Source organism: Stutzerimonas decontaminans (assembly GCF_000661915.1).
GTDB lineage: Bacteria > Pseudomonadota > Gammaproteobacteria > Pseudomonadales > Pseudomonadaceae > Stutzerimonas > Stutzerimonas decontaminans.
On record NZ_CP007509.1, the window covers coordinates 947,744 to 970,618 of the forward strand.

The 22,875-nt window shown below is 63.8% G+C and carries 19 protein-coding genes; 6 read left to right on the plus strand and 13 right to left on the minus strand.

The window, feature by feature from the left end; translation table 11 throughout:
- Positions 1 to 79 precede the first annotated feature (79 nt).
- The 5 genes from UIB01_RS04330 to cra all read right to left on the minus strand — a co-directional run bounded on the left by UIB01_RS04330 (position 80) and on the right by cra (position 3,456).
- On the minus strand, positions 80 to 637 hold the full coding sequence (locus UIB01_RS04330; protein WP_038657204.1) for a DUF4136 domain-containing protein: 558 nt from the start codon (positions 635 to 637) through the stop codon (positions 80 to 82).
- A gap of 74 nt (positions 638 to 711) precedes the next feature.
- Entirely contained in the window at positions 712 to 1,329 is a 618-nt protein-coding gene (locus UIB01_RS04335; RefSeq protein WP_038657206.1) for a DUF4136 domain-containing protein, read from the minus strand.
- Between the two features lie 18 nt (positions 1,330 to 1,347).
- Entirely contained in the window at positions 1,348 to 2,097 is a 750-nt protein-coding gene (locus UIB01_RS04340; RefSeq protein WP_038657208.1) for a methyltransferase domain-containing protein, read from the minus strand.
- Positions 2,094 to 2,399 carry a nucleotide pyrophosphohydrolase gene (locus tag UIB01_RS04345; RefSeq protein WP_003302193.1) on the minus strand — a complete coding sequence of 102 codons (306 nt, stop codon included), beginning with the start codon at positions 2,397 to 2,399 and terminating at the stop codon, positions 2,094 to 2,096. Before UIB01_RS04345 ends, UIB01_RS04340 begins: the two co-directional genes overlap by 4 nt.
- Before the next feature lie 67 nt (positions 2,400 to 2,466).
- Entirely contained in the window at positions 2,467 to 3,456 is a 990-nt protein-coding gene (gene cra / locus UIB01_RS04350) for a catabolite repressor/activator (RefSeq protein WP_038657210.1), read from the minus strand.
- A gap of 181 nt (positions 3,457 to 3,637) precedes the next feature.
- On the opposite strand from cra, the gene ptsP reads away from it, so the two are divergent.
- The 4 genes from ptsP to UIB01_RS04370 all read left to right on the plus strand — a co-directional run bounded on the left by ptsP (position 3,638) and on the right by UIB01_RS04370 (position 9,621).
- Positions 3,638 to 6,517, plus strand: a complete 2,880-nt coding sequence (gene ptsP / locus UIB01_RS04355; protein WP_038657212.1) for a phosphoenolpyruvate--protein phosphotransferase — start codon at positions 3,638 to 3,640, stop codon at positions 6,515 to 6,517.
- Positions 6,517 to 7,455, plus strand: a complete 939-nt coding sequence (gene pfkB / locus UIB01_RS04360) for a 1-phosphofructokinase (protein WP_038657214.1) — start codon at positions 6,517 to 6,519, stop codon at positions 7,453 to 7,455. The genes ptsP and pfkB overlap by 1 nt, the downstream gene beginning before the upstream one ends.
- 20 nt (positions 7,456 to 7,475) lie before the next feature.
- Entirely contained in the window at positions 7,476 to 9,215 is a 1,740-nt protein-coding gene (locus UIB01_RS04365) for a PTS fructose-like transporter subunit IIB (protein WP_038657216.1), read from the plus strand.
- 79 nt (positions 9,216 to 9,294) lie between these two features.
- Positions 9,295 to 9,621, plus strand: coding sequence for a TraR/DksA family transcriptional regulator (locus UIB01_RS04370; protein ID WP_038657218.1), 327 nt, complete (start codon positions 9,295 to 9,297; stop codon positions 9,619 to 9,621).
- A gap of 59 nt (positions 9,622 to 9,680) precedes the next feature.
- Here the strand turns inward: UIB01_RS04370 and UIB01_RS04375 are convergent, their stop codons facing one another.
- Positions 9,681 to 11,264 (minus strand): peptide chain release factor 3, encoded by a 1,584-nt coding sequence (locus UIB01_RS04375; RefSeq protein ID WP_038657220.1) that lies wholly within the window; start codon positions 11,262 to 11,264, stop codon positions 9,681 to 9,683.
- 406 nt (positions 11,265 to 11,670) lie between these two features.
- On the opposite strand from UIB01_RS04375, the gene UIB01_RS04380 reads away from it, so the two are divergent.
- The gene (locus UIB01_RS04380; protein ID WP_038657222.1) at positions 11,671 to 12,834 is read left to right on the plus strand and encodes a type III PLP-dependent enzyme; all 1,164 of its coding nucleotides are present in this window, start codon (positions 11,671 to 11,673) and stop codon (positions 12,832 to 12,834) included.
- 58 nt (positions 12,835 to 12,892) lie between these two features.
- On the opposite strand, the gene UIB01_RS04385 is transcribed toward UIB01_RS04380, so the two are convergent.
- Positions 12,893 to 13,651 carry a tetratricopeptide repeat protein gene (locus UIB01_RS04385; protein WP_038657224.1) on the minus strand — a complete coding sequence of 253 codons (759 nt, stop codon included), beginning with the start codon at positions 13,649 to 13,651 and terminating at the stop codon, positions 12,893 to 12,895.
- The gene (locus UIB01_RS04390; protein ID WP_038657226.1) at positions 13,651 to 14,331 is read right to left on the minus strand and encodes a Fe2+-dependent dioxygenase; all 681 of its coding nucleotides are present in this window, start codon (positions 14,329 to 14,331) and stop codon (positions 13,651 to 13,653) included. The genes UIB01_RS04385 and UIB01_RS04390 overlap by 1 nt, the downstream gene beginning before the upstream one ends.
- 139 nt (positions 14,332 to 14,470) lie before the next feature.
- Between UIB01_RS04390 and UIB01_RS04395 the strand changes: the two genes are divergently transcribed.
- Positions 14,471 to 16,729 (plus strand): TonB-dependent receptor, encoded by a 2,259-nt coding sequence (locus UIB01_RS04395; RefSeq protein ID WP_038657228.1) that lies wholly within the window; start codon positions 14,471 to 14,473, stop codon positions 16,727 to 16,729.
- A gap of 58 nt (positions 16,730 to 16,787) precedes the next feature.
- Here UIB01_RS04395 and UIB01_RS04400 read toward each other — a convergent pair whose 3' ends face one another.
- The 5 genes from UIB01_RS04400 to UIB01_RS04420 form a co-directional block, all read right to left on the minus strand.
- Positions 16,788 to 18,341, minus strand: a complete 1,554-nt coding sequence (locus UIB01_RS04400; RefSeq protein WP_038657230.1) for a sulfite reductase subunit alpha — start codon at positions 18,339 to 18,341, stop codon at positions 16,788 to 16,790.
- Positions 18,342 to 18,411: 70 nt separating this feature from the next.
- Positions 18,412 to 19,284 carry a DUF4198 domain-containing protein gene (locus UIB01_RS04405; protein ID WP_038657233.1) on the minus strand — a complete coding sequence of 291 codons (873 nt, stop codon included), beginning with the start codon at positions 19,282 to 19,284 and terminating at the stop codon, positions 18,412 to 18,414.
- Between the two features lie 14 nt (positions 19,285 to 19,298).
- On the minus strand, positions 19,299 to 19,808 hold the full coding sequence (locus UIB01_RS04410; protein ID WP_038657235.1) for a DUF2271 domain-containing protein: 510 nt from the start codon (positions 19,806 to 19,808) through the stop codon (positions 19,299 to 19,301).
- 9 nt (positions 19,809 to 19,817) lie between these two features.
- A complete protein-coding gene (locus UIB01_RS04415) occupies positions 19,818 to 20,495 on the minus strand; it encodes a PepSY-associated TM helix domain-containing protein (RefSeq protein ID WP_080695049.1) in 678 nt (225 codons plus the stop codon).
- 74 nt (positions 20,496 to 20,569) lie between these two features.
- A complete protein-coding gene (locus tag UIB01_RS04420) occupies positions 20,570 to 22,801 on the minus strand; it encodes a TonB-dependent receptor domain-containing protein (RefSeq protein ID WP_038657239.1) in 2,232 nt (743 codons plus the stop codon).
- Between the last annotated feature and the right edge of the window lie 74 nt (positions 22,802 to 22,875).

A 22,875-nucleotide genomic window follows, 5' to 3' on the forward strand; every position in this document is an offset into this window, starting at 1 on the left:
TCTCCAGAATCAGGGGCGCGACAGTATGGCGAGCACGGCTGCGGCTCGCCACCACCATGAAGGACTCGTCAGGAAAACCTCAGCGCGGCGGATACTGCGACAGCACCCGCGTCACCAGCTCGCGGATACTGCCGGCGCGCTCATCCGGCGTTCCCGCACGGCTGCGCAACACCTGCTCGGTGCTGCCGCGCCAGACCAGCTTGCCGTCGCCGGCGTCATACAGATCGATCTGCAGTGTGCCGACCTGATAGTCGATGGTGCGGGTGTCAGTGAACATCGGGCCGCCCCAGTAGCCGTACCATGGATTGCCCCAGGCGCCAGAGGTGGTGGTGTACTGCTGGGTGCGCTGTTCGACGATATACCAGGCCTGTACCTGAACGTTGCTCGCTGCGCCGGAGGCTGCCGGGCGCAGGCCGCGCTGGTCGAGCTCTCCGGCAACGGCCTCGCGGACGCGCTGCTCGGTCAGATCGCTCTTGATGCGCGGATCATCCGGTCGATACTGCAAGGCGGGCTCCTTCCAGCTCCAGGTGCGATAGGCGGAAAAGTCCCGTGCCGGGTCGAAATCGCGCTGCACTTGCGGGCCTTGGCAGGCAGCGAGCGCAAGGAAAAGGGGGATCAGCAACAAGCGGCGGAACATGATCGTTCTCCCGGAATGGAATCTGCTCAGTCTAGGCCTGGCGCGTTCGTTTGGCTTGTAGCTGCTCGCCGCACTCAGCGTGGCGGATAATCAGCCAAGGCGCGTTCGACCGCCTGGCGCACCGCATCCTGCTGCTTGGCCCGGCTGCCGCTGACTCGCGCCTCGGCTCGGTTGTTCCAGACGGCCTGGCCAGAGGCCGCATCGAACATCTCGATGCGTACCGAAACCACCTCTTCCTCGTAGCTGCGCACGATGGGCACGCTGGTGCCGACGCCATAACCGGAGCCGTAGCCGCCGCCATAGCGACCCACGCCGACATGCGGGCCGTAGCCATAGTCGTCATAGGTCTGACGCACCCGGGTTTCCTTGCTGGCGCCGGCTGAGATCAGCACATCGGCCTTGCCACTGGCTGACCCTCCCGGTGCCGGCCGCAAGCCGCGCTGATCGAGCGCGCCAGCGACCATCTCCTGCAGCTCTTCGCCACTGATCGACGCAGTGCCTGCCGGCGGCGTGCGCCAGCTCCAGCTCTGGTAGCTGGAAAAGTCGCGTGGGGCGGCCGGATATATCGGTGACTGGATGTGTTCGACCGGCGGCGCCGGTGGGATCGGTGCCGACTCTTCGGTGTAGGGATTCTTGCTCTGGCAGGCCACCAGGCTCAGGCAGAGCAGGGGCAGAAATACACGGATCGACATGAAGACCTCCCGGTCGGCTCAGCGCGGCCGACACAGCCAGTGCAGGTAGCGCCCCAGGCCGCTGAAGGTCGGATGCCGGCGGTAGGCCAGCTCCATCTCGATCAGCTCGGCCGGCTCGGTGCGGGCCTGGAAATCGGCGGGCATGTAGTCATGGAATACGCGCACGCCACTGCTTGTTTCGACCCGCCAGTGCGGTGCGAGTTGCGCCGCCAGTTCGCGTGGGTCGAGCGGCTGCTGCGGTGTCAGGCTCTGACGCTCGCCAGCGTAGGTCTGGCTGCGCAGCTTCTTGAAGTGGCCCTTGAGCAGGTTGCGATAGATCAGCGCATCGCGGTTGTAGAACGCCAGCGACAGCCAGCCATCCTCGGCAACCAGGCGATGCAGCACCGGCAGAATCGCCTGGGGCTCGGCCAGCCATTCCAGCACGGCGTGGCAGATGACCAGATCGAAACGGCCTTCGACCTGGCTTTCAACGTCCTGCCAGGGGGCCTGAATGAAGGTGGCGCCCTGGCCAGCTTCGGCGAATCGCTGGCGAGCACCCTCGAGCATGGGTTCGGCGGGTTCGGCGAGCGTCACCTGATGGCCTTGCTGCGCCAGCCACAGGCTCATATGGCCGAGGCCGGCACCAATATCCAGTACCCGCAGCGGGCGCTGCGGCAGGATTTCAGTTAGATCGGCCTGCAGTACCGCAAGGCGGATCGCACCCTTGGCGCCGCCGTAGATCTTCTCGGCGAAGCGCGTCGCCAGCTCGTCGAAATGGCGATCGCTCATCGGGCGAACCGCCGCTCGTTGTCGGCCAGCTTGGCCAGTAGCGCCTGCTCCATATCGATGCCCAGCTCGCTGCACATCAGCAAGAGGTACATGAGGATGTCGCCGACTTCCTGGCCGGCGTGCTCGAGCTTGTCGGCTGATAGCTGACGCGACTCGTCTTCGGTCTGCCACTGGAAGATTTCCACCAGCTCGGCCATTTCCACGCTGGCCGCCATGGCGAGGTTCTTCGGGCTGTGAAAGCGCTGCCAGTCGTTCTGGTCGCGGATCGCATGCAGGCGTTGGGTAATCTGTTCGATGTTCATCTGGGACGGGGCGAGCTCGTTGGGGCGACAAGCTTCCGTCAGCGCGGCAGCGCCCGCAAGGGGCGGATCAGCGGCGCCGCACTTTCAGCTCACGCTCGATGGCGATCACGCCGGGGTGGTAATCGCCCTGCTCGATGGCGCGGATTGCCTGTTCCAGCGTTCGCTCGGCGATCTGCTCGTGCTGCTGGGAAATCGCGTTGACCCGGATCGGCAGAAAATCCAGCAACTGCGCGTCACCAAAGGTCGCCAGCCGCAGGTGCTCCGGCCACAGCAGATCGCGCTCGCGCAGCGCATCGAAAACGCCTTCGAGCAAGACGTAGGCGGTGGTGATCAGCGCATCGGGCAGCGGGCCGCGGTCGAGCAGGGCAAGCATCTGTTCGCGTCCGCAGGCGCGGCTGAACTGTTCGGCCTGCAGCACGCTGATCTGGCCCTGATGCTGGGCGAGAGCCTGACGGAAGCCCTCCTCGCGTTGCTGGCTGATACGCAAGGCCGGCCGCGCGCTGATCAGGGCAATGCTCGCTTCGGTGGGCGCGTCCAGTGACTGGGTCAGCTGCGCCGCCGCTTCGCGGTCATCGCTGACCACCGAACAGAACTGCTCGGCGTCCAGCGCCCGGTCGAGGGCGATCACCGGTGTGCCGCTTGCCTGGAGTTTGCGGTAACTGGGGTCGTCCGCGGGCAGGCAGCTGGCGACGATCAGCGCATCGCAGCGGCGCGAGCGCAACAGCTGGATGACCTGGCGCTCGGTGTCCGGCTCGTCGTCGGTCCCGGCGATCAGCAATTGATAACCGCGCAAACGGGCGCGCTGTTCCAGCAGTTTGGCCAGGCGCGCGTAGCTGGGGTTTTCCAGATCGGGAACGATGAAGCCGAGGGTGCGTGACTGCCCACGACGCAGGCCCGCCGCCTGCTGGTCGAGCTGAAAGCCCTGCTGTTCGGCCACGGCCAGCACTCGCGCGACCGTGGCCTGACTGATGCGGCGCTGCGCGGCCTTGCCGTTGAGCACATAGCTGGCGGTGGTTACCGAAACGTTGGCGAGGCGGGCGATGTCGGTCAGTTTCAACAGAGGGTCCTGAGACGGGTGGTATGAACTCGGGCTTCTAGAATTACCCAATATTGCGTAATGTGCCAGCCTTAGGTGAAACGTTTCAGCAGTGTTTCGGTCTGAAGCGCCAGTCCAGGATTCGGGCAATGCCGGCGCAACCGTCGGCCACAACAATCGCGAGCCCCCGCAGGAGTTTTCCATGCTTGATTTGAATGCGCAGCACATCCACATGCATCAGGCCGCCGCAGACAAGTCTGCGGCGCTGGCTCTGCTGGGCGAGGTGTTGGTAGCCGACGGGCTGGTCGCGCCCGGCTATCTCGACGGGCTGCGTGCACGTGAGGCACAGGGCTCGACCTTTCTCGGGCAGGGCATCGCGATTCCCCATGGCACGCCGGAAACCCGTGATCAGGTTTTCACTACTGGCGTGCGGCTGCTGCATTTTCCGAGCGGGGTGGACTGGGGCAACGGCCAGCTCGTGTATCTGGCCATCGGTATTGCCGCGCGTTCCGACGAGCACCTGCGCCTGCTGCAGCTGTTGACCCGCGCGCTGGGTGAGGGCGATCTGAGCGAGGGGCTGCAGCAAGCGGAGTCTCCGGAAGCCATCATCGGCCTGCTGCAGGGCGCACCGCAGGCGCTGGCGCTGGACGGCGAGCTGGTGTCGTTGGGTGTCGCTGCGGATGATTTCGACGAACTGGCCTGGCAGGGCGTCAAGCTGCTCAAGCGCGCGCAGTGCGTGGAGCCCGGCTTCAACGCCAGTCTGCCGCTTGGCCAGTCGCTGCCGCTGGGGGATGGCCTCTGGTGGCTGAGCAGCGAGCAGTCGGTGCAGCGTCCGGGCCTGGCCTTTGTCACGCCAGTCTCGAATCTCGAGCATCAGGGCCAGCCGCTCAATGGGCTTTTCGTGCTGGCCAGCATGGGTGAAGCGCATCAGGCCATGCTCGAGCGGCTGTGCAACCTGCTGATCGAGGGCCGTGGTCAGGAATTGAGCCAGGCGACCTCCAGCCGCACGGTGCTCGAAGCACTGGGCGGTGACGTGCCTGCCGACTGGCCGAGTGCCCAGGTGCCGCTGGCAAACGCCCATGGTCTGCATGCGCGTCCGGCCAAGGTACTTACCGAAATTGCTCAGGCGTTCGAAGGTGATATCCGCGTGCGGCTGGCCGGTAGCGAGAGCGTCGGGGTCTCGGTCAAGAGCCTCAGCAAGCTGCTGGCAATGGGTGCGCATCGCGGTCAGGTGCTGGAGTTCATCGCCGAGCCTCCGATTGCCGGCGATGCGCTGCCGGCGCTGGTGCGCGCCGTAGAGGAAGGGCTGGGCGAAGAGGTCGAACCCTTGCCTGCGCCGGGCGAGGCGGAGCAAGCCGTCATCGCCACGCAACCTCCTGAGTCGGCCATCGAGCAAGCTGCCTTGCGTGCGGGGGACCAGGTGAATGGCATCGCCGCGTCGCCGGGCATTGCCATCGGCCCGGTGCTGGTGCGCAAGCCACAGGTGATCGATTACCCCAAACGCGGCGAATCCCCGGTGATCGAGTTGCAACGTCTGGATGCGGCGCTGAACAAGGTCCATGCGGAAATCGGCACGCTGATCGATGAAAGCCAGGCCGCCAGCATCCGCGACATCTTCACCACCCATCAGGCCATGCTCAGAGACCCGGCGTTGCGTGAGGAAGTGCAGGTGCGCTTGCAAAGCGGTCTGAGCGCGGAAGCGGCGTGGATGGAGGAAATAGATACTGCGGCGCAGCAGCAGGAAGCCTTGCACGACCAGCTGCTGGCCGAGCGCGCGGCCGACCTGCGTGACGTGGGCCGCCGTGTGCTGGCCTGTCTGACCGGCGTCGAGGCCGAACAGGCACCGGACGAACCCTACATCCTGGTGATGGATGAAGTGGCGCCGTCGGATGTCGCCACGCTCAACGCCCAGCGCGTCGCCGGCATCCTCACCGCTGGCGGCGGTGCCACCTCCCACAGCGCCATCATTGCCCGTGCATTGGGCATTCCGGCCATCGTCGGTGCCGGCCCGGGTGTGCTCGGGCTGGCACGTAACACCCTGTTGCTGCTCGATGGCGAGCGTGGCGAACTGCTGGTCGCACCGAGTGGTGCGCAGCTGGAACGGGCACGCAGCGAGCGCGCCACGCGGGAAGAGCGCAAGCGCCTGGCAGATGAGCACCGCATGGAGCCGGCCGTTACGAGGGACGGCCATCCGGTGGAGATTGCCGCCAACATTGGAGCCGCGGGCGAGACCCCGGAAGCGGTGGCGATGGGCGCCGAAGGCATCGGCTTGCTGCGTACCGAGCTGGTATTCATGAATCATTCCCAGGCGCCGGATCAGGCCACCCAGGAAGCTGAATACCGCCGTGTGCTGGAAGCGCTTGAAGGCCGGCCGCTGGTTGTGCGCACCTTGGACGTTGGCGGTGACAAGCCGCTGCCGTATTGGCCGATGCCCGCCGAGGAAAACCCGTTCCTCGGCGTGCGCGGCATTCGCCTGAGCCTGCAGCGCCCGGACATTCTCGAAACTCAGCTGCGCGCCTTGCTCGCGTCTGCAGACGGTCGTCCACTGCGGATCATGTTTCCCATGGTCGGCAACATCGACGAATGGCGCACCGCCAAAGCCATGGTCGAGCGCCTGCGCGTAGAGCTGCCGGTGGCGGACCTGCAGGTCGGCATCATGATCGAGATTCCGTCCGCCGCGCTGATCGCGCCAGTGCTGGCGCAGGAAGTCGACTTCTTCAGCATCGGCACCAATGACCTCACCCAGTACACCCTGGCCATCGACCGCGGCCACCCGACGCTGTCCGGCCAGGCCGACGGCCTGCATCCGGCAGTGTTGCGCCTGATCGGCATGACCGTCGAGGCCGCCCACGCCCATGGCAAGTGGGTTGGCGTCTGTGGTGAGCTGGCGGCCGATGCGCTGGCGGTGCCGTTGCTGGTGGGGCTGGGCGTGGATGAACTGAGCGTTTCGGCACGCAGCATTGCGCTGGTGAAGGCGCGGGTGCGCGAGCTGGATTTCGCCGCCTGTCAGAGGCTGGCTCAGCAAGCCCTGATGCTGCCCGGTGCCCATGAAGTCCGCGCCTTCGTCGGGGAGCACTGCTGATGGCTCGCGTGCTGACCGTCACCCTCAACCCGGCCCTCGACCTGACCGTGCAGCTGCCCGTGCTGCGCCTGGGCGAGGTCAATCGCAGTGACAGCCTGCAGGTGCATGCCGCGGGCAAAGGCCTAAATGTGGCGCAGGTGCTGGCCGATCTCGGCCATCAGCTGACCGTCACCGGCTTTCTCGGCGAAGCCAATCCGCAGGCCTTCGAGCAGCTGTTCGCCGCGCGCGGCTTTGCCGACGAATTCGTCCGCGTCCAGGGTGATACCCGCAGCAACATCAAGCTGGCCGAAGCGGGCGGGCAGGTTACCGATATCAATGGCCCGGGGCTGATGGTGAGCGAGGCGCAGCGCGCCGAGTTGCTGGCGCGGCTGAAGCGTCTAGTCCCGGCTCATGAGCTGGTTGTGGTCGCCGGCAGCCTGCCGCGGGGCATCGACAGCCAGTGGTTCGTGGAGATGCTAAGCACCCTCAAAGCGCTCGGCGTGCGGGTGGCGCTGGATACCAGCGGCGCCGCATTGCGCGACGGGCTGGCGACCCGGCCGTGGCTGATCAAGCCCAACGAGGAAGAGCTGGCCGAGGCCCGTGGCATCGAGCTCACTGGGCCGTCAGCGCTGGCGGCCGAAGCGCAGCGACTGCAAGGCGAAGGCATCGAGCACGTGGTGGTTTCGCAGGGTGCTGACGGCGTCAGCTGGTTCTCGCCGGGCGCGGCGCTGCATGCCAATCCGCCCAAGGTTCGGGTCGTCAGCACCGTGGGTGCCGGCGACTCGCTGCTCGCCGGGATGCTTCACGGTTTGCTGGAAGGCTGGCCGGCCGAGCGCACGCTCACGCACGCCACCGCCATCGCCGCGCAGGCGGTCGGGCAGGTCGGCTTTGGTATCACCGACACGGATGGACTCGCCGAGCTTGAAGCTGCGGTTCGACTCCAGTCGCTCAGCCAATAATTCGAATAAGAGGTGAAGGAATGAATCTTCTCATCGTCACGGCCTGCCCCAACGGAATGGTCACCAGCGTGCTGACCTCGCGCCTGCTTGAAGCGGCGGCCCATCGCCTGGGCTGGTCGACCGCCGTGGAAGTCCACGATCCCAAGACCATCGGCTCGCCGCTGACTCCGGCACAGATTGCGAATGCCGATCTGGTGGTCGTGGTGAAGACCGGGCCGCTGTCATTGCAACGCTTCATCGGCAAGCGCGTCGCCCAGTCGACGCCATCCGAGGCGCTGCTCGACCCCGAAGCCTTCCTGCGCAGCGCCGCTGACACTGCCAGCGAGCTGCAGCAGGCCGACGAAGCCGAGGCGGCGCATACCAGCGGCAAGCCCAAGCTGGTCGCCGTCACGGCCTGCCCAACCGGCGTGGCACATACCTTTATGGCGGCCGAAGCCTTGCAGCAGGCCGCGATCCGCAAGGGTTACGACCTGCAGGTGGAAACCCGCGGTTCGGTAGGCGCGCGTAACGTGCTGGAAGCGGATGCCATCGCCGCGGCCGACGTGGTGCTGCTGGCTGCCGACATCGAGGTGGACATGGCCCGCTTCGCCGGCAAGCGGGTGTTCCGCTGCGGCACTGGCATTGCCCTCAAGCAACCCGAGGCGACCCTCGATCGCGCGCTGGAAGAGGGTGCGGTGCTCGCTGGAGGCGCCGCAGCCTCTAGCGGCAGTGGCGAACAGAAGGGCGAAAAAGCTGGCGTCTACAAACACCTGCTGACCGGCGTGTCCTACATGCTGCCGATGGTCGTGGCCGGCGGTTTGCTGATCGCGCTGTCCTTCGTCTTCGGCATCGAGGCATTCAAGGAGGAGGGCACGCTGGCCGCCGCGCTGATGAAGATCGGTGGCGAGACGGCCTTCCAGCTGATGGTGCCGCTGCTGGCCGGCTACATCGCCTATTCCATCGCGGACCGTCCTGGCCTGGCGCCGGGGATGATCGGTGGGCTGCTGGCTGGCACCCTCGGCGCAGGCTTTATCGGCGGGATCATCGCCGGCTTCGTAGCGGGCTACGCGGCCAAGGCGGTCAGCCGCTGGATTCCCTTGCCGGCGAGCATCGAATCGCTCAAGCCGATCCTGATCATTCCGCTGCTGGCGAGCCTGGTGACGGGGTTGGTGATGATCTACATCGTCGGCACGCCGGTGGCGAAGCTGCTTGCCGGGCTCACCGAATTCCTCGACACCATGGGAACGTCCAACGCCATCCTGCTCGGCCTGCTGCTCGGCACCATGATGTGCGTCGACCTCGGTGGGCCGGTGAACAAGGCGGCTTATGCTTTCTCGGTGGGGTTGCTCGCCTCGCAGAGCTATGCACCGATGGCCGCGACCATGGCTGCTGGCATGGTGCCGCCAATTGGCATGGGCATCGCCACGCTGATCGCCCGACGCAAGTTCGCGCAGACCGAGCGCGAAGCTGGCAAGGCCGCGCTGGTGCTGGGCTGCTGCTTCATTTCCGAAGGCGCGATTCCCTTCGCCGCGAAAGACCCGCTGCGGGTGATCCCGGCGAGCATCGCCGGGGGTGCGCTGACCGGTGCGCTGTCCATGGCCTTCGGCGCAAAGCTGCTGGCGCCCCACGGCGGGCTGTTCGTGTTGCTGATACCCAACGCGATCAATCACGCGCTGCTGTATCTCGTCGCGATCCTCGCCGGCAGCCTGGTTACCGGGGTGATCTATGCGGTGATCAAACAGTCGGAGCCGCAGGGGCTGATGGTGCAAGCCAAGACCTGATTGGCGGAAGCTTGACCATCATCAGTACAACGGCTCCGGCTCGGTCCACACTGAGTGTGTCAATCCTTGGAGAGCCGTTATGAGCCAGTTCGACCCCAGCGAGGCGCTTGAGCGCCTATCCAGCGAATACCTGCAGCGAGCCGCTGCGCTGCGCCGTGACTTGGCCCGCGAGCACGATCACGATTCGGCGGAACAGGCGCAGGAGCGGCAGAACGACGATGTACTGCGCGGGCTGTTGATCGAGGCTGAAGATGAGCTGCGCCTGGTTGGGCTGGCCCGCCAGCGCCTGGCCCAGGGGACCTATGGTGAGTGTCAGCGGTGCGGGGAGGCGATCGCGGAATCACGCCTGCGGGCGATGCCCGCAGCGGCGTTCTGTCTGAGCTGTGCCGCCCAGCAGGAAGCCTGATCGGGCGGGTGGGGTGATCCGCAGAGCCGGCATGCCGGCTCTGCTTCAACGGTATCGCTTCAGTGGTGTTCGCGGGTAGCGCGGAATTTCACATCCGGCCAGCGCTCTTCCATCAGGCTCAGGTTCACCCGCGTCGGCGCCAGGTAAGTCAGGTGACCGCCGCCATCGATGGCGAGGTTCTCGTACGCCTTGTTCTTGAAGTCTTCGAGCTTCTTCTTGTCATCGCACTCGATCCAGCGCGCCGACCAGACGTTGATCGCCTCGTAGGCGCACTCGACCTTGTATTCCTCTTTCAGGCGGCTGGCGACGACGTCGAACTGCAGCACACCCACCGCGCCGAGGATGATGTCGTTGTTGCGCTCGGGGAAGAACACCTGGGTCGCGCCTTCCTCGGCCAGTTCCTGCAGGCCCTGACGCAGCTGCTTGGATTTCAGCGGATCCTTCAGGCGTACGCGGCGGAACAGTTCCGGAGCGAAGTGCGGGATACCGGTGAAGCCGAGGTTCTCGCCTTCGGTAAAGGTGTCGCCGATCTGGATGGTGCCGTGGTTGTGCAGACCGATGATGTCGCCGGCCCAGGCTTCCTCGAGCATTTCCCGCTCGCTGGAGAAGAAGGTCAGGGCGTCGGCGATGCGGACATCCTTGCCGATGCGCGCGTGGCGCAGCTTCATGCCTTTCTCGTACTTGCCCGAGCAGATGCGCATGAAGGCGATGCGGTCGCGGTGCTTGGGGTCCATGTTCGCCTGGATCTTGAACACGAAGCCGGTGAACTTCTCCTCGACCGGCTCGACCACTCGCTCGTTGGCCGCGCGGGGCAGCGGCATCGGCGCCCAGTCGACGACGGCGTCGAGCACGTGGTCCACACCGAAATTGCCCAGCGCGGTACCGAAAAACACAGGGGTCAGCTGACCATTGAGGAATTCGTCCTGGTCGAACTCGTGGCAGGCGCCCTGAACCAGTTCCAGCTGTTCGATGAAACGCTCGTACTCGTCGCCGATGTGCTTGCGCGCTTCGTCGGAATCCAGGTTCTGGATGATCTTGACCTCGGTGCGCTCGTGCCCGTGGCCCGGCGTGTAGACGATGATGTAGTCGTCCTTGAGGTGGTACACGCCCTTGAAGTCGCGGTAGCAGCCGATCGGCCATGTGATCGGCGCGGCCTTGATCTTCAGCACCGCCTCGATTTCGTCGAGCAGTTCGATGGGGTCGCGGATATCGCGGTCGAGCTTGTTGATGAAACTCACGATTGGCGTGTCGCGCAGGCGGCAGACGTCCATCAGCGCGATGGTGCGTGGCTCGACACCCTTGCCGCCGTCGAGAACCATCAGCGCCGAGTCCACCGCGGTCAGGGTGCGATAGGTGTCTTCCGAGAAGTCCTCGTGGCCGGGGGTGTCGAGCAGGTTGATCATGTGCTCGCGGTAGGGGAACTGCATCACCGAGGTGGTGATGGAGATGCCGCGCTGCTTCTCCATTTCCATCCAGTCGGAGGTGGCATGGCGGTCGGATTTGCGCGACTTCACCGTACCGGCAACGGCGATCGCCTTGCCCATCAGCAGCAGCTTTTCGGTGATGGTGGTCTTGCCCGCATCGGGGTGCGAGATGATGGCGAAGGTACGGCGCTTCGCGACTTCGGCGGCCTGAGTGGTCATCGGAATTAAGGAACCCGTCGACGAGTAGTCGGTCTGTCAAAAAAGGCGGCGATTATAGCGGCAAATGGATTTCGCTGCGGCCCGCACGGCTGCGGAAATCGCCGATTTGTGCAGTTTCCATGACGCTTTGTTTTGAATCGACAACAACTCGAAACGGATGCACCTTCGGGACGTTTTTTTGATTGATCTATGCCCCCCTTGGTCCTAAAGTTCGCGCCCGAACGTCCATGCTGGCAACGATCCATCCGGCTCAAGTACTGACGACGAGAGATCCTCCGTGATACTCGGCGACATGCCTTGGGAAGTAGGCGAACCAAAGTGGGGAAACTGATCAGGCGTTCTTGTCAGGGCTGATGCCCTCCATCCCTCATCCGACTTTTGTTTCCCGTTTTTTGGAGTCCCACGCATGACGGTCAAGATCGAAGACTATTACCCTCGCGCCACCTTCCAGAAGATGAAGGCATTTGCCGACCAGCACGAAACCCCCTTCGTGGTGATCGACACCGAAACCATCAGCAAGGCTTATGACGACCTGCGCGCCGGTTTCGAATTCGCCAGCGTGTACTACGCCGTCAAGGCCAACCCGGCGGTCGAGATCATCGATCTGCTGCGCGACAAGGGTTCGAGCTTCGATATCGCCTCGATCTATGAACTGGACAAGGTGATGTCCCGCGGCGTTGGCCCGGAGCGCATCAGCTACGGCAACACCATCAAGAAAGCCAAGGACATCCGCTACTTCTACGACAAGGGTGTGCGCATGTTCGCCACCGACTCGGAAGCCGACCTGCGTAACATCGCCAAGGCCGCGCCGGGTTCGAAAGTCTATGTACGCATCCTCACCGAAGGCTCCACTACTGCGGACTGGCCGCTGTCGCGCAAGTTCGGCTGCCAGACCGACATGGCGATGGATCTCTTGATCCTCGCCCGTCAGCTGAAGCTGGAGCCCTACGGCATTTCCTTCCATGTCGGCTCGCAGCAGCGCGACATTTCCGTATGGGACGCCGCCATCGCCAAGGTCAAGGTGATCTTCGAGCGTCTGAAGGAAGAAGACGGCATCGAGCTGAAGATGATCAACATGGGTGGCGGCTTCCCGGCCAACTACATCACCCGCACCAATAGCCTGGAAACCTACGCCGAGGAAATCATCCGCTTCCTCAAGGAAGACTTCGGCGACGATCTGCCGGAAATCATCCTCGAGCCGGGCCGCTCGCTGATCGCCAACGCCGGCATTCTGGTCAGCGAAGTGGTGCTGGTCGCACGCAAGTCGCGTACCGCCGTAGAGCGCTGGGTGTATGTCGATGTGGGCAAGTTCAGCGGCCTGATCGAAACCATGGACGAGTCCATCAAGTTCCCGATCTACGCCGAGAAGAAGGGTGAGGTCGAGGAAGTGGTGATCGCCGGTCCGACCTGCGACAGCGCCGACATCATGTACGAGAACTACAAGTACGGCCTGCCGCTGAACCTGGCCATCGGCGACCGCCTGTACTGGCTCTCCACCGGTGCCTACACCACCAGCTACAGCGCCGTCGAATTCAACGGCTTCCCGCCGCTGAAGGCTTACTACATCTAAGCCGTAGACGCCGAACAAACGCCCCGCATTGCGGGGCGTTTTCGTTTCTGCGCTTGGTTCACCGCAACCCAGCGCGTAGCTCGTCGCGTCGCCGCGCGTAGGCCACGACGATATCGTCGATCTGCGGCAATGCGGCGGCCTGCAGGCTGGCCAGCGCGGTCTCGACGAACTTCAGGTGGCCAACCTCCAGCGCGCGCTCCAGCCAATGCCGGGCGGTGTCCCATTGTTGCTCGGCGAGCAGCACGGCGGCATGGCTGAACTGGCCGCGAAAGTCACCGGCCTCGGCGGAACGTCGATACCAGGCGTGCGCTGCCGATACATCCCGAGCCACGCCGCAGCCGTCTTCGAGGCAGCGGCCGGTGAGGTTCATCGATTTGGCATGGCCGAGTTCGGCCGCCTGGCGGTATAGGCGATAGGCCGCAGCTTCATCCTGCGAAATACCGCGGCCGGTGGCGAGCAGGTTGGCCAGGTTATACATGCTCCAGTCCAGGCCCATTTCTGCTGCACGTCGGTAGAAGTCGGCCGCTCGTGCAGGATTGGCAGGGGCGCCCCAGCCATGTTCGTGGCAGCGTCCGGCCATGTTGCAGGCCATGGCGTGGCCGCGATCGGCAGCGATGCTGAACCAGGTCAGGGCTAGCGCAGGATCTGCCTGGATGCCACGGCCATCCAGGAGGATCTGGCCGAGTAGGGCTTGCGCTTCCAGCTCTCCGGCTGCGGCAGCAGCCAGTACCAGCCGCGCCGCACGCTGGGGTTGTTCAGCGAGGTGCTCGAGCTGTTCGGTATCGAGCGTCTCCTCGCGCCGCAGAAGATGGGGCATCAGACCTCGACCCAGCGGCGCAGCAGGTTGTGATAGGTGCCAGTCAGTTGCACCAGGGATGGGTGGTCCGGCACGTCGGCGGTCAGCTGCTGGATGGCCTGATCCATCTCGTAAAGCAGCGTGCGTTGGGCGTCTTCGCGCACCAGGCTTTGAATCCAGAAGAACGACGCCAGCCGCGCGCCACGGGTGACCGGCTCGACCTTATGCAGGCTGGTGCTGGGGTAGAGCACCATGTCGCCGGCAGCGAACTTCACCTGCTGCGTGCCATAGGTGTCGTGGATCACCAGCTCGCCGCCGTCGTACTCGTCGGGATCGCTGAAGAACAGCGTGGCGGACAGGTCGGTACGCACACGCTCGGCGCTGTTGCGTACCTGGCGCACCGCATTGTCGACGTGATAGCCGAACGCGCCGCCTGCCGTGTAGCAGTTGAGCAGGGGCGGAAAGACCTTGCTCGGCAGTGCGGCAGACATGAACTGTGGGTGCTGCCAGAGTCGCTGCAGCATGGCTTCGGCAATCTCGCGGCTCAGTGGGTCGTCCTCCGCCAGCTGCAGATTGTATTTGGCCTTGGCCGATTGATAGCCAGCAGTGACGCGGCCGTCCTGCCAGTCGGCCTGTTCCAGTGCCGTGCGGATACGATCGGTTTCTTCACGGGAGAACACATTGGCAATGCGTAGGAGCATGGATCACCGACAGGATGTGGAATTGGCGAATGATATTAGTTTGCATTTAGGTGTTTCAGAATGCGACAGAATGTATCAGAATGCGACGCGCTAATAATAGCAATTCGCAGTTGCATCAACTTCCAAGGATCCGCATTACATGTCGCGTCAGTCTCTAGAACTGGCCCAGCCACCTCGCGTGTTGGCTTCGGCTATCGGTGTCGCCCTTACCGCTTTTTCCGTTCCCTCAATGGCCCAGACCGTCCCCGCGGCGTCATCGCCCAGCGAAGCGCCGGTTGCACTCGATGAGGTGACGGTGATCGGCGAGCAGGAACAGGCCTACAAGGCTGCTACATCCGCCTCGAAGAAATACACGGCACCGCTGCGTGAAACACCGAAGTCGGTCACCGTGATCACCGACCAGGTGATTCGCGACACCGGTTCGCTGACGCTGGTCGATGCCTTGCGTACCACCTCCGGCATTACCTTCGGCGCGGGCGAGGGCGGCAACCCGGCGGGCGACCGGCCGATCATCCGTGGCTTCAACGCTGAGAGCGACACCTTCATCGACGGCCTGCGTGACGTTGGCTCGCAGACCCGCGAGATCTTCAACGTCGAGAGCATCGAAGTGAGCAAGGGGCCGGGCTCCGCCTACACCGGTGCCGGCTCCACGGGCGGCAGCCTCAACCTGATCAGCAAGACCGCCAAGCAACGCGATTTCGGCGATGCCAGCGTCACCCTTGGCTCGGATCAGACCCGTCGCTACACGCTGGACGTCAACCGCGTGCTGGGTGACAACGTTGCCGGGCGCCTGAACCTGATGAAGCACGAGGCCAACGTCGCCGGCCGCGATGGTGTGGATGTCAGTCGTTGGGGCGTGGCGCCGACCATCACTTTCGGCTTCGATACGCCGACCCGGGCGACGCTGTCCTATTACCACCTGGAAACGGACGACATGCCCGACTATGGCATTCCGCTGACCGTGGCCACACCGACCAACCCGCGCCGCGAGCCGGTCAAGGTCGATCGCGACAACTTCTACGGGCTGGAAAGCAGGGACTTCCGCGAGAGCACCACGGATGCCGGCACGATCCGTTTGGAGCACGACCTGAATGAAAACCTGACCGTCTCCAACACCACGCGTATCGCCCGCACGACGCTGGACTACATCGTCACCAACCCGGACGATTCGCGTGGCAACGTGCCCAATGGCCTGGTTTCGCGCTCCGCCAAGAGCCGCAACTCCGATACCCAGAGCTGGGTCAACCAGACCGACCTGACCGCACGATTCGACACCGGCAGCATCGAGCACACCCTGGTAACCGGCGTGGAAATCAGCGATGTCGGCGTGCACAACCGTCCCTACGTGGTGACGCCTGGCGCAGGCGGCAACACCTGCGGCGCTGCGCAGCTGGCGTCCGGCGACTGCACCAGCCTGTACAACCCGAGCCCCAAGGACGCCTGGACCGGCAGCATCGCGCGCAGCACCGCGACGACCGATACCGACACCGAAACACTGGCGGCCTATGTCTTCGATACGCTGAAGTTCAACGAGCAGTGGTCGCTGAACATGGGGCTGCGCTATGACGACTACGAAACGGTGCAGAAGGCCGTCTCCACTGCCGGCGTCGTGACGCGCCCGGAGAACAAGAGCCACTTCTGGAACTACCAGCTGGGCCTGGTCTTCAATCCGCTGCCCAACGGCAGCATCTACGCGGCCTGGTCGACTTCCAGCAATCCGTCCGGCGAGACCGGTGGCGAGGGTGCCGATGCGCTCAGCGTGGGCAATGAGATTCTCGATCCGGAGCGCAACCGCAACTACGAGATCGGCACCAAATGGGACTTCTTCGACGAGCGTCTCGGCCTGACCGCCGCGCTGTTCCGCACCGAGAAGACCAACGCGCGGGTGACCAACGCCAGCGGTTTCCAAGAGAGCATCGGGGAAACCCAGGTCGATGGTCTGGAGCTGGGCGCGACCGGCCAGATCACCCGCAACTGGCAGGTGTTCGCCAGCTACACGTACCTGGACGCCGAGCTGGTCAAGTCCGGTGCCGCCAATATCGGCACGCGGACCAACCCGGTCTATGTCGAGGGCCTGTATGACGGCAACGAAGTGCCCAGCACGCCGAAGCACAGCTTCAGCTTCTGGAACACCTACAACCTGACTCAGGACCTGACTATCGGTGGCGGTGCCACTTACGTCGACTCTCGCTTCGGCGATGCGGCCAACAACATCGAGGTGCCGGAGTACTGGCGCTACGACGCGATGGCGGCCTATCGCGTGAGCAAGAACCTGGACTTGCAGCTGAACGTGCAGAACCTGACCGACAAGCGCTATTTCGATCAGGTCTACGGCAGCCACTATGCCCACGTCGCAGCAGGTCGTACGGCGTTGCTGAGCACCAACTTCCACTTCTGATTCCGCTGTGGAAACGACAAGGGCCGCTCTTCGAGGCGGCCTTTTTCGTTATTAGGCGTCAGTACAGGTCGCGGCGGTAGCGACCCTGTTCGGTCAGCTGCTCCAGTTGTGCCCGGCCAAGCAGGCCGAGCAGGATCTGCTGCACTTCCTGCCCCATGCCTTCCAGGCTGCCGCAGACGTAGATCGCCGCGCCCTGATCGACCCAGCAACGCAGGTCGTCCGCCGCATCCCGCAAGACGTGCTGCACATAGCGCTTTTCCAGCTGGTCGCGAGAGAACGCCAGGTCGAGCCGCTGCAGATGACCGCTTTCACGCCACTGTGCCAGTTCTTCGTGGAAGAGAAAGTCGTGGGCGGCGTTGCGTTCGCCGAACAGCAGCCAGTTGCGTGAGCCGGGCTGTGCTGCGCGCTCGCGCAAGTGCGCACGCAGCCCGGCGATGCCCGTGCCGTTGCCGATCAGGATGAGTGGCGTGGCGGTGTCCGGGCCGTGGAATGACGGATTGCTGCGAATGCGCAGATCGATCTCTTCGCCAATGGCCGCGTAGCGGCATAACCAGCCGGAACCGAGCCCCGGAGTGCCATCGGCGTGGAAGGCTTCGCGTACTACAAGCTGCACGGTCCCGTCCGCAGGTATCGAGGAGATGGAGTATTCGCGGTGCGGCAACGCCGGCAAGGCCAGCAGCGCCGCGGCGTCGAGGCCGTGCAGGTCGCCAGTGGCGGGCAGGTGCCTTCTGGACAGCTGTGCGGCCAGGCTCTGGCCGTCGAACAACACATGCGGATCGAGGCCCACGTCGTGCAACATGGCTTCGATGCGCGCAGGGGCGTGGCGGGGGCCGATCTCGACGATATCGCCGGCGCGCCATGATGTCTGCTCACTCGGCGGGGCAAGGGTCAGCAGATGTACCGGCGCACCGGAACTGCCGGGGTTGAGGCAATGGCGGTCGGTCAGGCGCCAGGGTTGATAGGGGGCTGGCAGCCAGTCGCTGAAATTGCTGTCGCCGCTCAGGTGGGCGAGCTGATGTTGCCAGTGACGCAGCACGCCGGGATCGCCGCGATCGGCTTCCAGGCGGTCGAACAGCGGCATGCCACCCAACTGGCGCAAGCGCTCGTCGAGGCGGCGGCCGAAGGCGCAGAAACCCCGGTACTGGCGGTCACCAAAGGCCAGCACGGCATATTCCAGCGATGGCGCCTGGATGCCATCGGCGGCGAGCCGCTGCTCGAAGCGGGCCGCATTGTCCGGCGCCTCACCTTCGCCGTAGGTGCTGACGACGAACAGGACGCGCGGGGCGGGCCAGTGGCTCGGGTCCAGCGCATTGAGCGGCACCAGCAGTGTCTGCACGCCCGCGTCGCGCAGCTGCTCTGCGCTGCGTTCGGCGAAGCCCTGTGCCTGACCGCCCTGGCTGGCGTAGGCGACCACTAGCTGTGCCGGGCCATCGGCGGCCGTGCGCGGGCGCAACCGTCCACGCCAGCAGCGCAGCGACAGTGCGAGATAGAGTGTGATCACCACCGCCGCGCTGACTTCCCGCGCTGGTTGCCACCAGAGCAGGCCGGCCGCGACGGCGATACAGCTGTACAGCGGCCAGGCGCGCAGAAGCGATAAGAGGGATGAGTGCAACGGAAGGCTCATCGATGAGGGAGATAAGGCTGGCCCGAGCCGTTACGACGGCTCGGACCTGGTCTGCGCGTCAGGGCGCCAGCACTTCCAGGGTTGCGCTGTAGCTGGCGCGGCGCTCGGTTGCCGGCTTGCTGACACCCTTGTCGGTGGTCAGCTCGGCTTCCATCCAGTACATGCCGGCTTCCGGCCAGGTGATGCTGACCTTGCCGTCCTTGTCGGTTTTCGCCTTGATCTCACCGAGCTCGTCGCGGTAGCGGTTGCCACCCGGAATCACGCTGATCTCGACATCGGCGACCGGCTTGCCGTCGAGCAGAAAGACGAAGTCTGCCGCTTCGCCGGCGAACAGGTCGTTGGGGTGGGTGACGGGCTTGAGCTCCAGGCCCTGGCCGGTTGGTGCGAGCACTTCGCTGGACGGCGCACCGGAGGTGACGAACACTTCCATGCGGTTACTGGTCTGGCTGACCTTGAGCCCTTCGGCCTTGGCCGGGACGTCCTTGGCGAAGCTTTCCGCGGTGCCCATCCAGCGGCGCGGCTGACCGTTTTCCTTCCAGCTGGCGAACAGGCCATTGTTGGCTACGGCCAGCTTGTAGGTGCCTTTCTGGCTCAGCTGCACATCGAAGGTGCTGCGGTAGCGGCCGACAGCGCCGTTCTGCGCGGAGACCTTCGAGCCATCCGGCGCGATGATCTGCAGCTCGGGAACCGGCCGACGCATGCCCGGCGGGCCGCCTGCAGGGGCCTGGGCTGCCTCGCCGATGCCCTTAAGATGCATCGGTACGTGTTCGAAATAGAACAGATCGTTGGAAACAGCGGCGTCGACGGTGATCCACGGCTCTTCGCCGGAGAGCACGGTGGCCGAGGGCAGCATCCAGGCGCGGTGGGCCTGGGCTGACAGGGGCAGGCAGACGGCGAGCGCCAGGGCGGTCCATTTTATAACGGGTTTCATGGCGTGCTTCCTGTTCATGGGTTCAGCTTGAGGGTGATTGCGCCCAGTTCGCTCTGGCCCTGGGCTTGGTGCTCGGCGCTCTGCTGAGGCGGCCAGCTGAATGGCACGCGCAGCAGCTCGCGGCCGCCGACCTCACGGGCGGCTTCGACCACCACGCGGTATTCGCCGGCTTCCAGCATCTTGAGCGGCGTCTGCTGGTCAGAAAACTTCAACGAGTGGCTGCCCACGGCGCGGGTGGCGCCGCTGACGCCATCAACCGGCATTTCCAGGCTGCGGCCACTGCGTCGCCACCACTGGCGCAGGTCCTTGAGCCACTTCTCGCCTTCCTTGTCCTTGAGCTTGGTGTCGTACCACACCGCCAGATTGGCGACGTGGCTCTGGTCCGGTCGCTCGAGCCAGATGGCGACATATGGGCGGTGGTACTCGGCGACATCCAGACGCGGGATTTCCACGTCCAGCTGCAGGTCCGCCGCGTGCAGCGGGGCGCTAAGCAGGGCAAGGGGCAACAACAGGCGTTTACGCATGAGCAGTCCTTAATGAATGAAGAGCAACGCCAGCAGCAGCGGTATCACCAGCCCCAGGCCTACCAGGGGCCAGGTGCTAGGCCGGTTGCCGGCGTGACGTTGCAGGAGCAGCAGGCCGGTGAGGCTGAACACCACACAGGCAACGGCGAAGAAGTCGATGAACCAGCTCCAGGCCTCGCCGGTGTGGCGGCCCTTGTGCAGGTCGTTGAAGTAGGCGATCCAGCCGCGATCGGTCGACTCGTATTCCAGTTCGCCGGATTCGCTCCTCAGGCTCAGCCAGGCGTCGCCACCTGGGCGAGGCAGGGCGACGTAGAGTTCGCCATCGCTCCACTCGGCCTCACGCCCGGTCAGGCGAATGTCCAGCGTCTGCTCCAGCCACTCGCGCAGCTCGACGGGCAGACCCGACTCGGGCACTTCGGCTTGCAGTTGGGCGAGCACCGGCTCGGGAAGCTGCGCGGCGCGGCTTTGCACCTGCGGTTTGCTTTCGATTTGGCCGGCATGGTTGAGGGTGATGCCGGTGACCGCGAACAACAGCATGCCAATCAGGCACAGCGCGGAGCTGATCCAGTGCCATTGGCGCAGAGTGCCGAGCCACAGACGCATGGTGATCCTTGCCTTGGAGAAGAGTGGTGCGAATTCTAGGGTGCCTCGCCGCAGAGATGCTAAAGATTTACAAACAGCATACATTCGCGTCTTGGCTGCCACGCTGAGCCTGAAACAACGAAGCCGGGTTAAACCCGGCTCGTTGTACTTCTAGGCGGTCAGAAGGTGAAGTTGGCGGATAGCCACAGGCGGCGGCCTTCTTCCAGCGTACCGCTAGTCGCAGCTGCCGACTGGATATAATCGGAGGCCCAACCCGTCGTTCCAGTGTTGGTGGTGTAGTAAGTGCCCTCGGTAAAGTCTTTGTCGAAGAGGTTGTAGATGGTTGCGTTGAGGGTGACGTTTTCCGAGGCTTTGAATGAACCGCCGAGGTGGAAGACTTCGTACGCTTTCAAATCACCAGCTGCGTCATAAAGTGCCTGGTTTGCCGCGGTCAGGTTTTCATAGCGATCAGTGAAGCGCGTTCGCTCGCCTCGGTACTCACCCTTGAACCACAGGTTCAGCCGGTCTGTGGTCTGCCAGCTGATGCGTGCATGAAGCATGTGTTCTGGGGTGTTGGTCAGCGGGGCGCCTTTGTTTGCGCCACTCTTTTGTTCGCTATCGGTGTAGGTGTAATTCATAGCCAGTGCCCAAGCCGGGGCGAACTCCCAGCGCCCCGCCAGTTCAAGGCCTTGGGTAACGGCTTCGTCGATGTTCACACTTTGGGCGAAGGAGTCTTGCGTGAAACCGCTACCGAAGCTGACGCAGCCAGGCTGGTTGGGATTTGTTGCAGAGAAGCAGTTCGCGATCGGAGTTCCATCATCGATCTTGTCGTCGAACTTGTTATGGAACACGGTCGCGTTCGCACTGAAGCCGCTGAGGTTATCGAAGTAGACACCGAATTCGGTATTGGTAGTGACTTCCGGATCTAGGTCCGGGCTGCCAACCGTGATGACCGCGCCTTGACTGGTGACACCACTGATGCCGTCGTGAAGCTGGTTAAGCGTGGGCGTTTTGTATCCGCGGCTCACGCCACCTTTCATCGTCCAATTGTCATTGGTATTCCAGACCAGATAAGCGCGTGGACTGATGTGGCCACCGAATGCTTCATGGTCTTCATAGCGAGCACCCAGCGTCAAAGCCAGATCGTGGCGTAGACGCCACTCGTCTTCGACGAACATCGCCCATGATTTCTGCTGGAAGTCGTCGTCGGCAATGCCGTCCGTGACCTTGGCGTCCCAGTACTGGCCCCCAACGGTAACGATGTGCGATTCGCCAATCGGGCTGACCAGTTTAGTGTCGAGGATCAGGTCGGTGGATTTCAGCTCGCGGTCATCGCCGATGACGATCGAAGGGTAGCCGGTGTAGGAGTTGCCGATGGGCGTGCCAGGAATCGTACGCCCGATGGTTTCGGTGGTGTTGTGCGTCAGGCTGCTATCCAGAGTGCCGAAACTGAAGCGCCCGGTATGGCTAAGGGCAAACTGGTCGCGTTCGAAGCGCAGTTCGTCAGCATATCCGTTGGCTTTGGTCGGTGCGTCTGCGGTGCAGCCATCGGTGGCGCTGCCGCCGTTCTTACCGTCGAGGTTTCCTAGCTGGCAGTCGTCGTTGTTGTAGACCTGACGGCCACGCTCGAAATCCAGGGAGATGTCATGTGCTTCGTCAGGGGTTAGCGTTAGACGGGCGCCGAGCACATGGTTGCGCCCCTCCACAGGTGAGGCCCCGCGTTTGCTGACAGGGCTGTCATTATCGAAAGACAAGTCTGACTCGGCGCGATCATACAAGCTGCCCCGAACAGCGAGCCCGAGCAAGTTATCGATGAGAGGGCCACTGGCATATAGGCTGGTATTGCTGGTGTCGCCGTAATCTCGATTCTCTTGGAAAGTGTGGTCGAGGCTGACCGAGCCGCCCCACTCGTTCGCCACTTTCTTGGTAATGATATTGACCACACCGCCCATCGCATCCGACCCGTATAGGGTCGACATTGGGCCGCGGATTACTTCTATGCGCTCGATGGCCGACATCGGGGGCATGAAGCTGGTGGACGTTTCGTTGAACCCGTTAGGGGTGACGTTACCGGCAGTGTTCTGCCGGCGCCCGTCAATTAAGATCAATGTGTAGTCGCTGGGCATGCCGCGGATGCTGATATTCAGCCCGCCGGTCTTGCCTGTGCCCTGGCGGATATCGATGCCTTCCACGTCGTCCAACGCCTGCGCCAGATTGCTATAGCGCTTCTGCTGCAGGTCCTGTTGGCTGATGACGCTGATGCTCGCCGGTGCTTCGGTGATCTTCTGCTCGAAGCCGGAGGCGCTGACGACCGTGTCATTGAGCCTTACGGGAGAGTTCTGAGCGAAGGTCGTCAAGCTGCAACCAATCAGGGCGCAGGACAGGGCGGTACGTGCGAAGGGGATAGACATGCGGGCTCCTTGTAGCCGTCTCGTTGGCGCCGCATGATAATCATTCGTAAACGAGAATTTACGAATTACTGCAT

Excerpts from the sequence above, each read along its gene's own strand:
- UIB01_RS04405 (WP_038657233.1), bottom strand. The coding sequence starts at position 19,284 with ATGAAACCCGTTATAAAATGGACCGCCCTGGCGCTCGCCGTCTGCCTG.
- ptsP (WP_038657212.1), top strand. The coding sequence starts at position 3,638 with ATGCTTGATTTGAATGCGCAGCACATCCACATGCATCAGGCCGCCGCA.
- pfkB (WP_038657214.1), top strand. The coding sequence starts at position 6,517 with ATGGCTCGCGTGCTGACCGTCACCCTCAACCCGGCCCTCGACCTGACC.
- UIB01_RS04395 (WP_038657228.1), top strand. The coding sequence starts at position 14,471 with ATGTCGCGTCAGTCTCTAGAACTGGCCCAGCCACCTCGCGTGTTGGCT.
- UIB01_RS04330 (WP_038657204.1), bottom strand. The coding sequence starts at position 637 with ATGTTCCGCCGCTTGTTGCTGATCCCCCTTTTCCTTGCGCTCGCTGCC.
- UIB01_RS04370 (WP_038657218.1), top strand. The coding sequence starts at position 9,295 with ATGAGCCAGTTCGACCCCAGCGAGGCGCTTGAGCGCCTATCCAGCGAA.
- UIB01_RS04420 (WP_038657239.1), bottom strand. The coding sequence starts at position 22,801 with ATGTCTATCCCCTTCGCACGTACCGCCCTGTCCTGCGCCCTGATTGGT.
- UIB01_RS04415 (WP_080695049.1), bottom strand. The coding sequence starts at position 20,495 with ATGTATGCTGTTTGTAAATCTTTAGCATCTCTGCGGCGAGGCACCCTA.
- UIB01_RS04380 (WP_038657222.1), top strand. The coding sequence starts at position 11,671 with ATGACGGTCAAGATCGAAGACTATTACCCTCGCGCCACCTTCCAGAAG.
- UIB01_RS04335 (WP_038657206.1), bottom strand. The coding sequence starts at position 1,329 with ATGTCGATCCGTGTATTTCTGCCCCTGCTCTGCCTGAGCCTGGTGGCC.
- UIB01_RS04365 (WP_038657216.1), top strand. The coding sequence starts at position 7,476 with ATGAATCTTCTCATCGTCACGGCCTGCCCCAACGGAATGGTCACCAGC.
- UIB01_RS04340 (WP_038657208.1), bottom strand. The coding sequence starts at position 2,097 with ATGAGCGATCGCCATTTCGACGAGCTGGCGACGCGCTTCGCCGAGAAG.
- UIB01_RS04375 (WP_038657220.1), bottom strand. The coding sequence starts at position 11,264 with ATGACCACTCAGGCCGCCGAAGTCGCGAAGCGCCGTACCTTCGCCATC.
- UIB01_RS04390 (WP_038657226.1), bottom strand. The coding sequence starts at position 14,331 with ATGCTCCTACGCATTGCCAATGTGTTCTCCCGTGAAGAAACCGATCGT.
- UIB01_RS04345 (WP_003302193.1), bottom strand. The coding sequence starts at position 2,399 with ATGAACATCGAACAGATTACCCAACGCCTGCATGCGATCCGCGACCAG.
- UIB01_RS04410 (WP_038657235.1), bottom strand. The coding sequence starts at position 19,808 with ATGCGTAAACGCCTGTTGTTGCCCCTTGCCCTGCTTAGCGCCCCGCTG.
- UIB01_RS04385 (WP_038657224.1), bottom strand. The coding sequence starts at position 13,651 with ATGCCCCATCTTCTGCGGCGCGAGGAGACGCTCGATACCGAACAGCTC.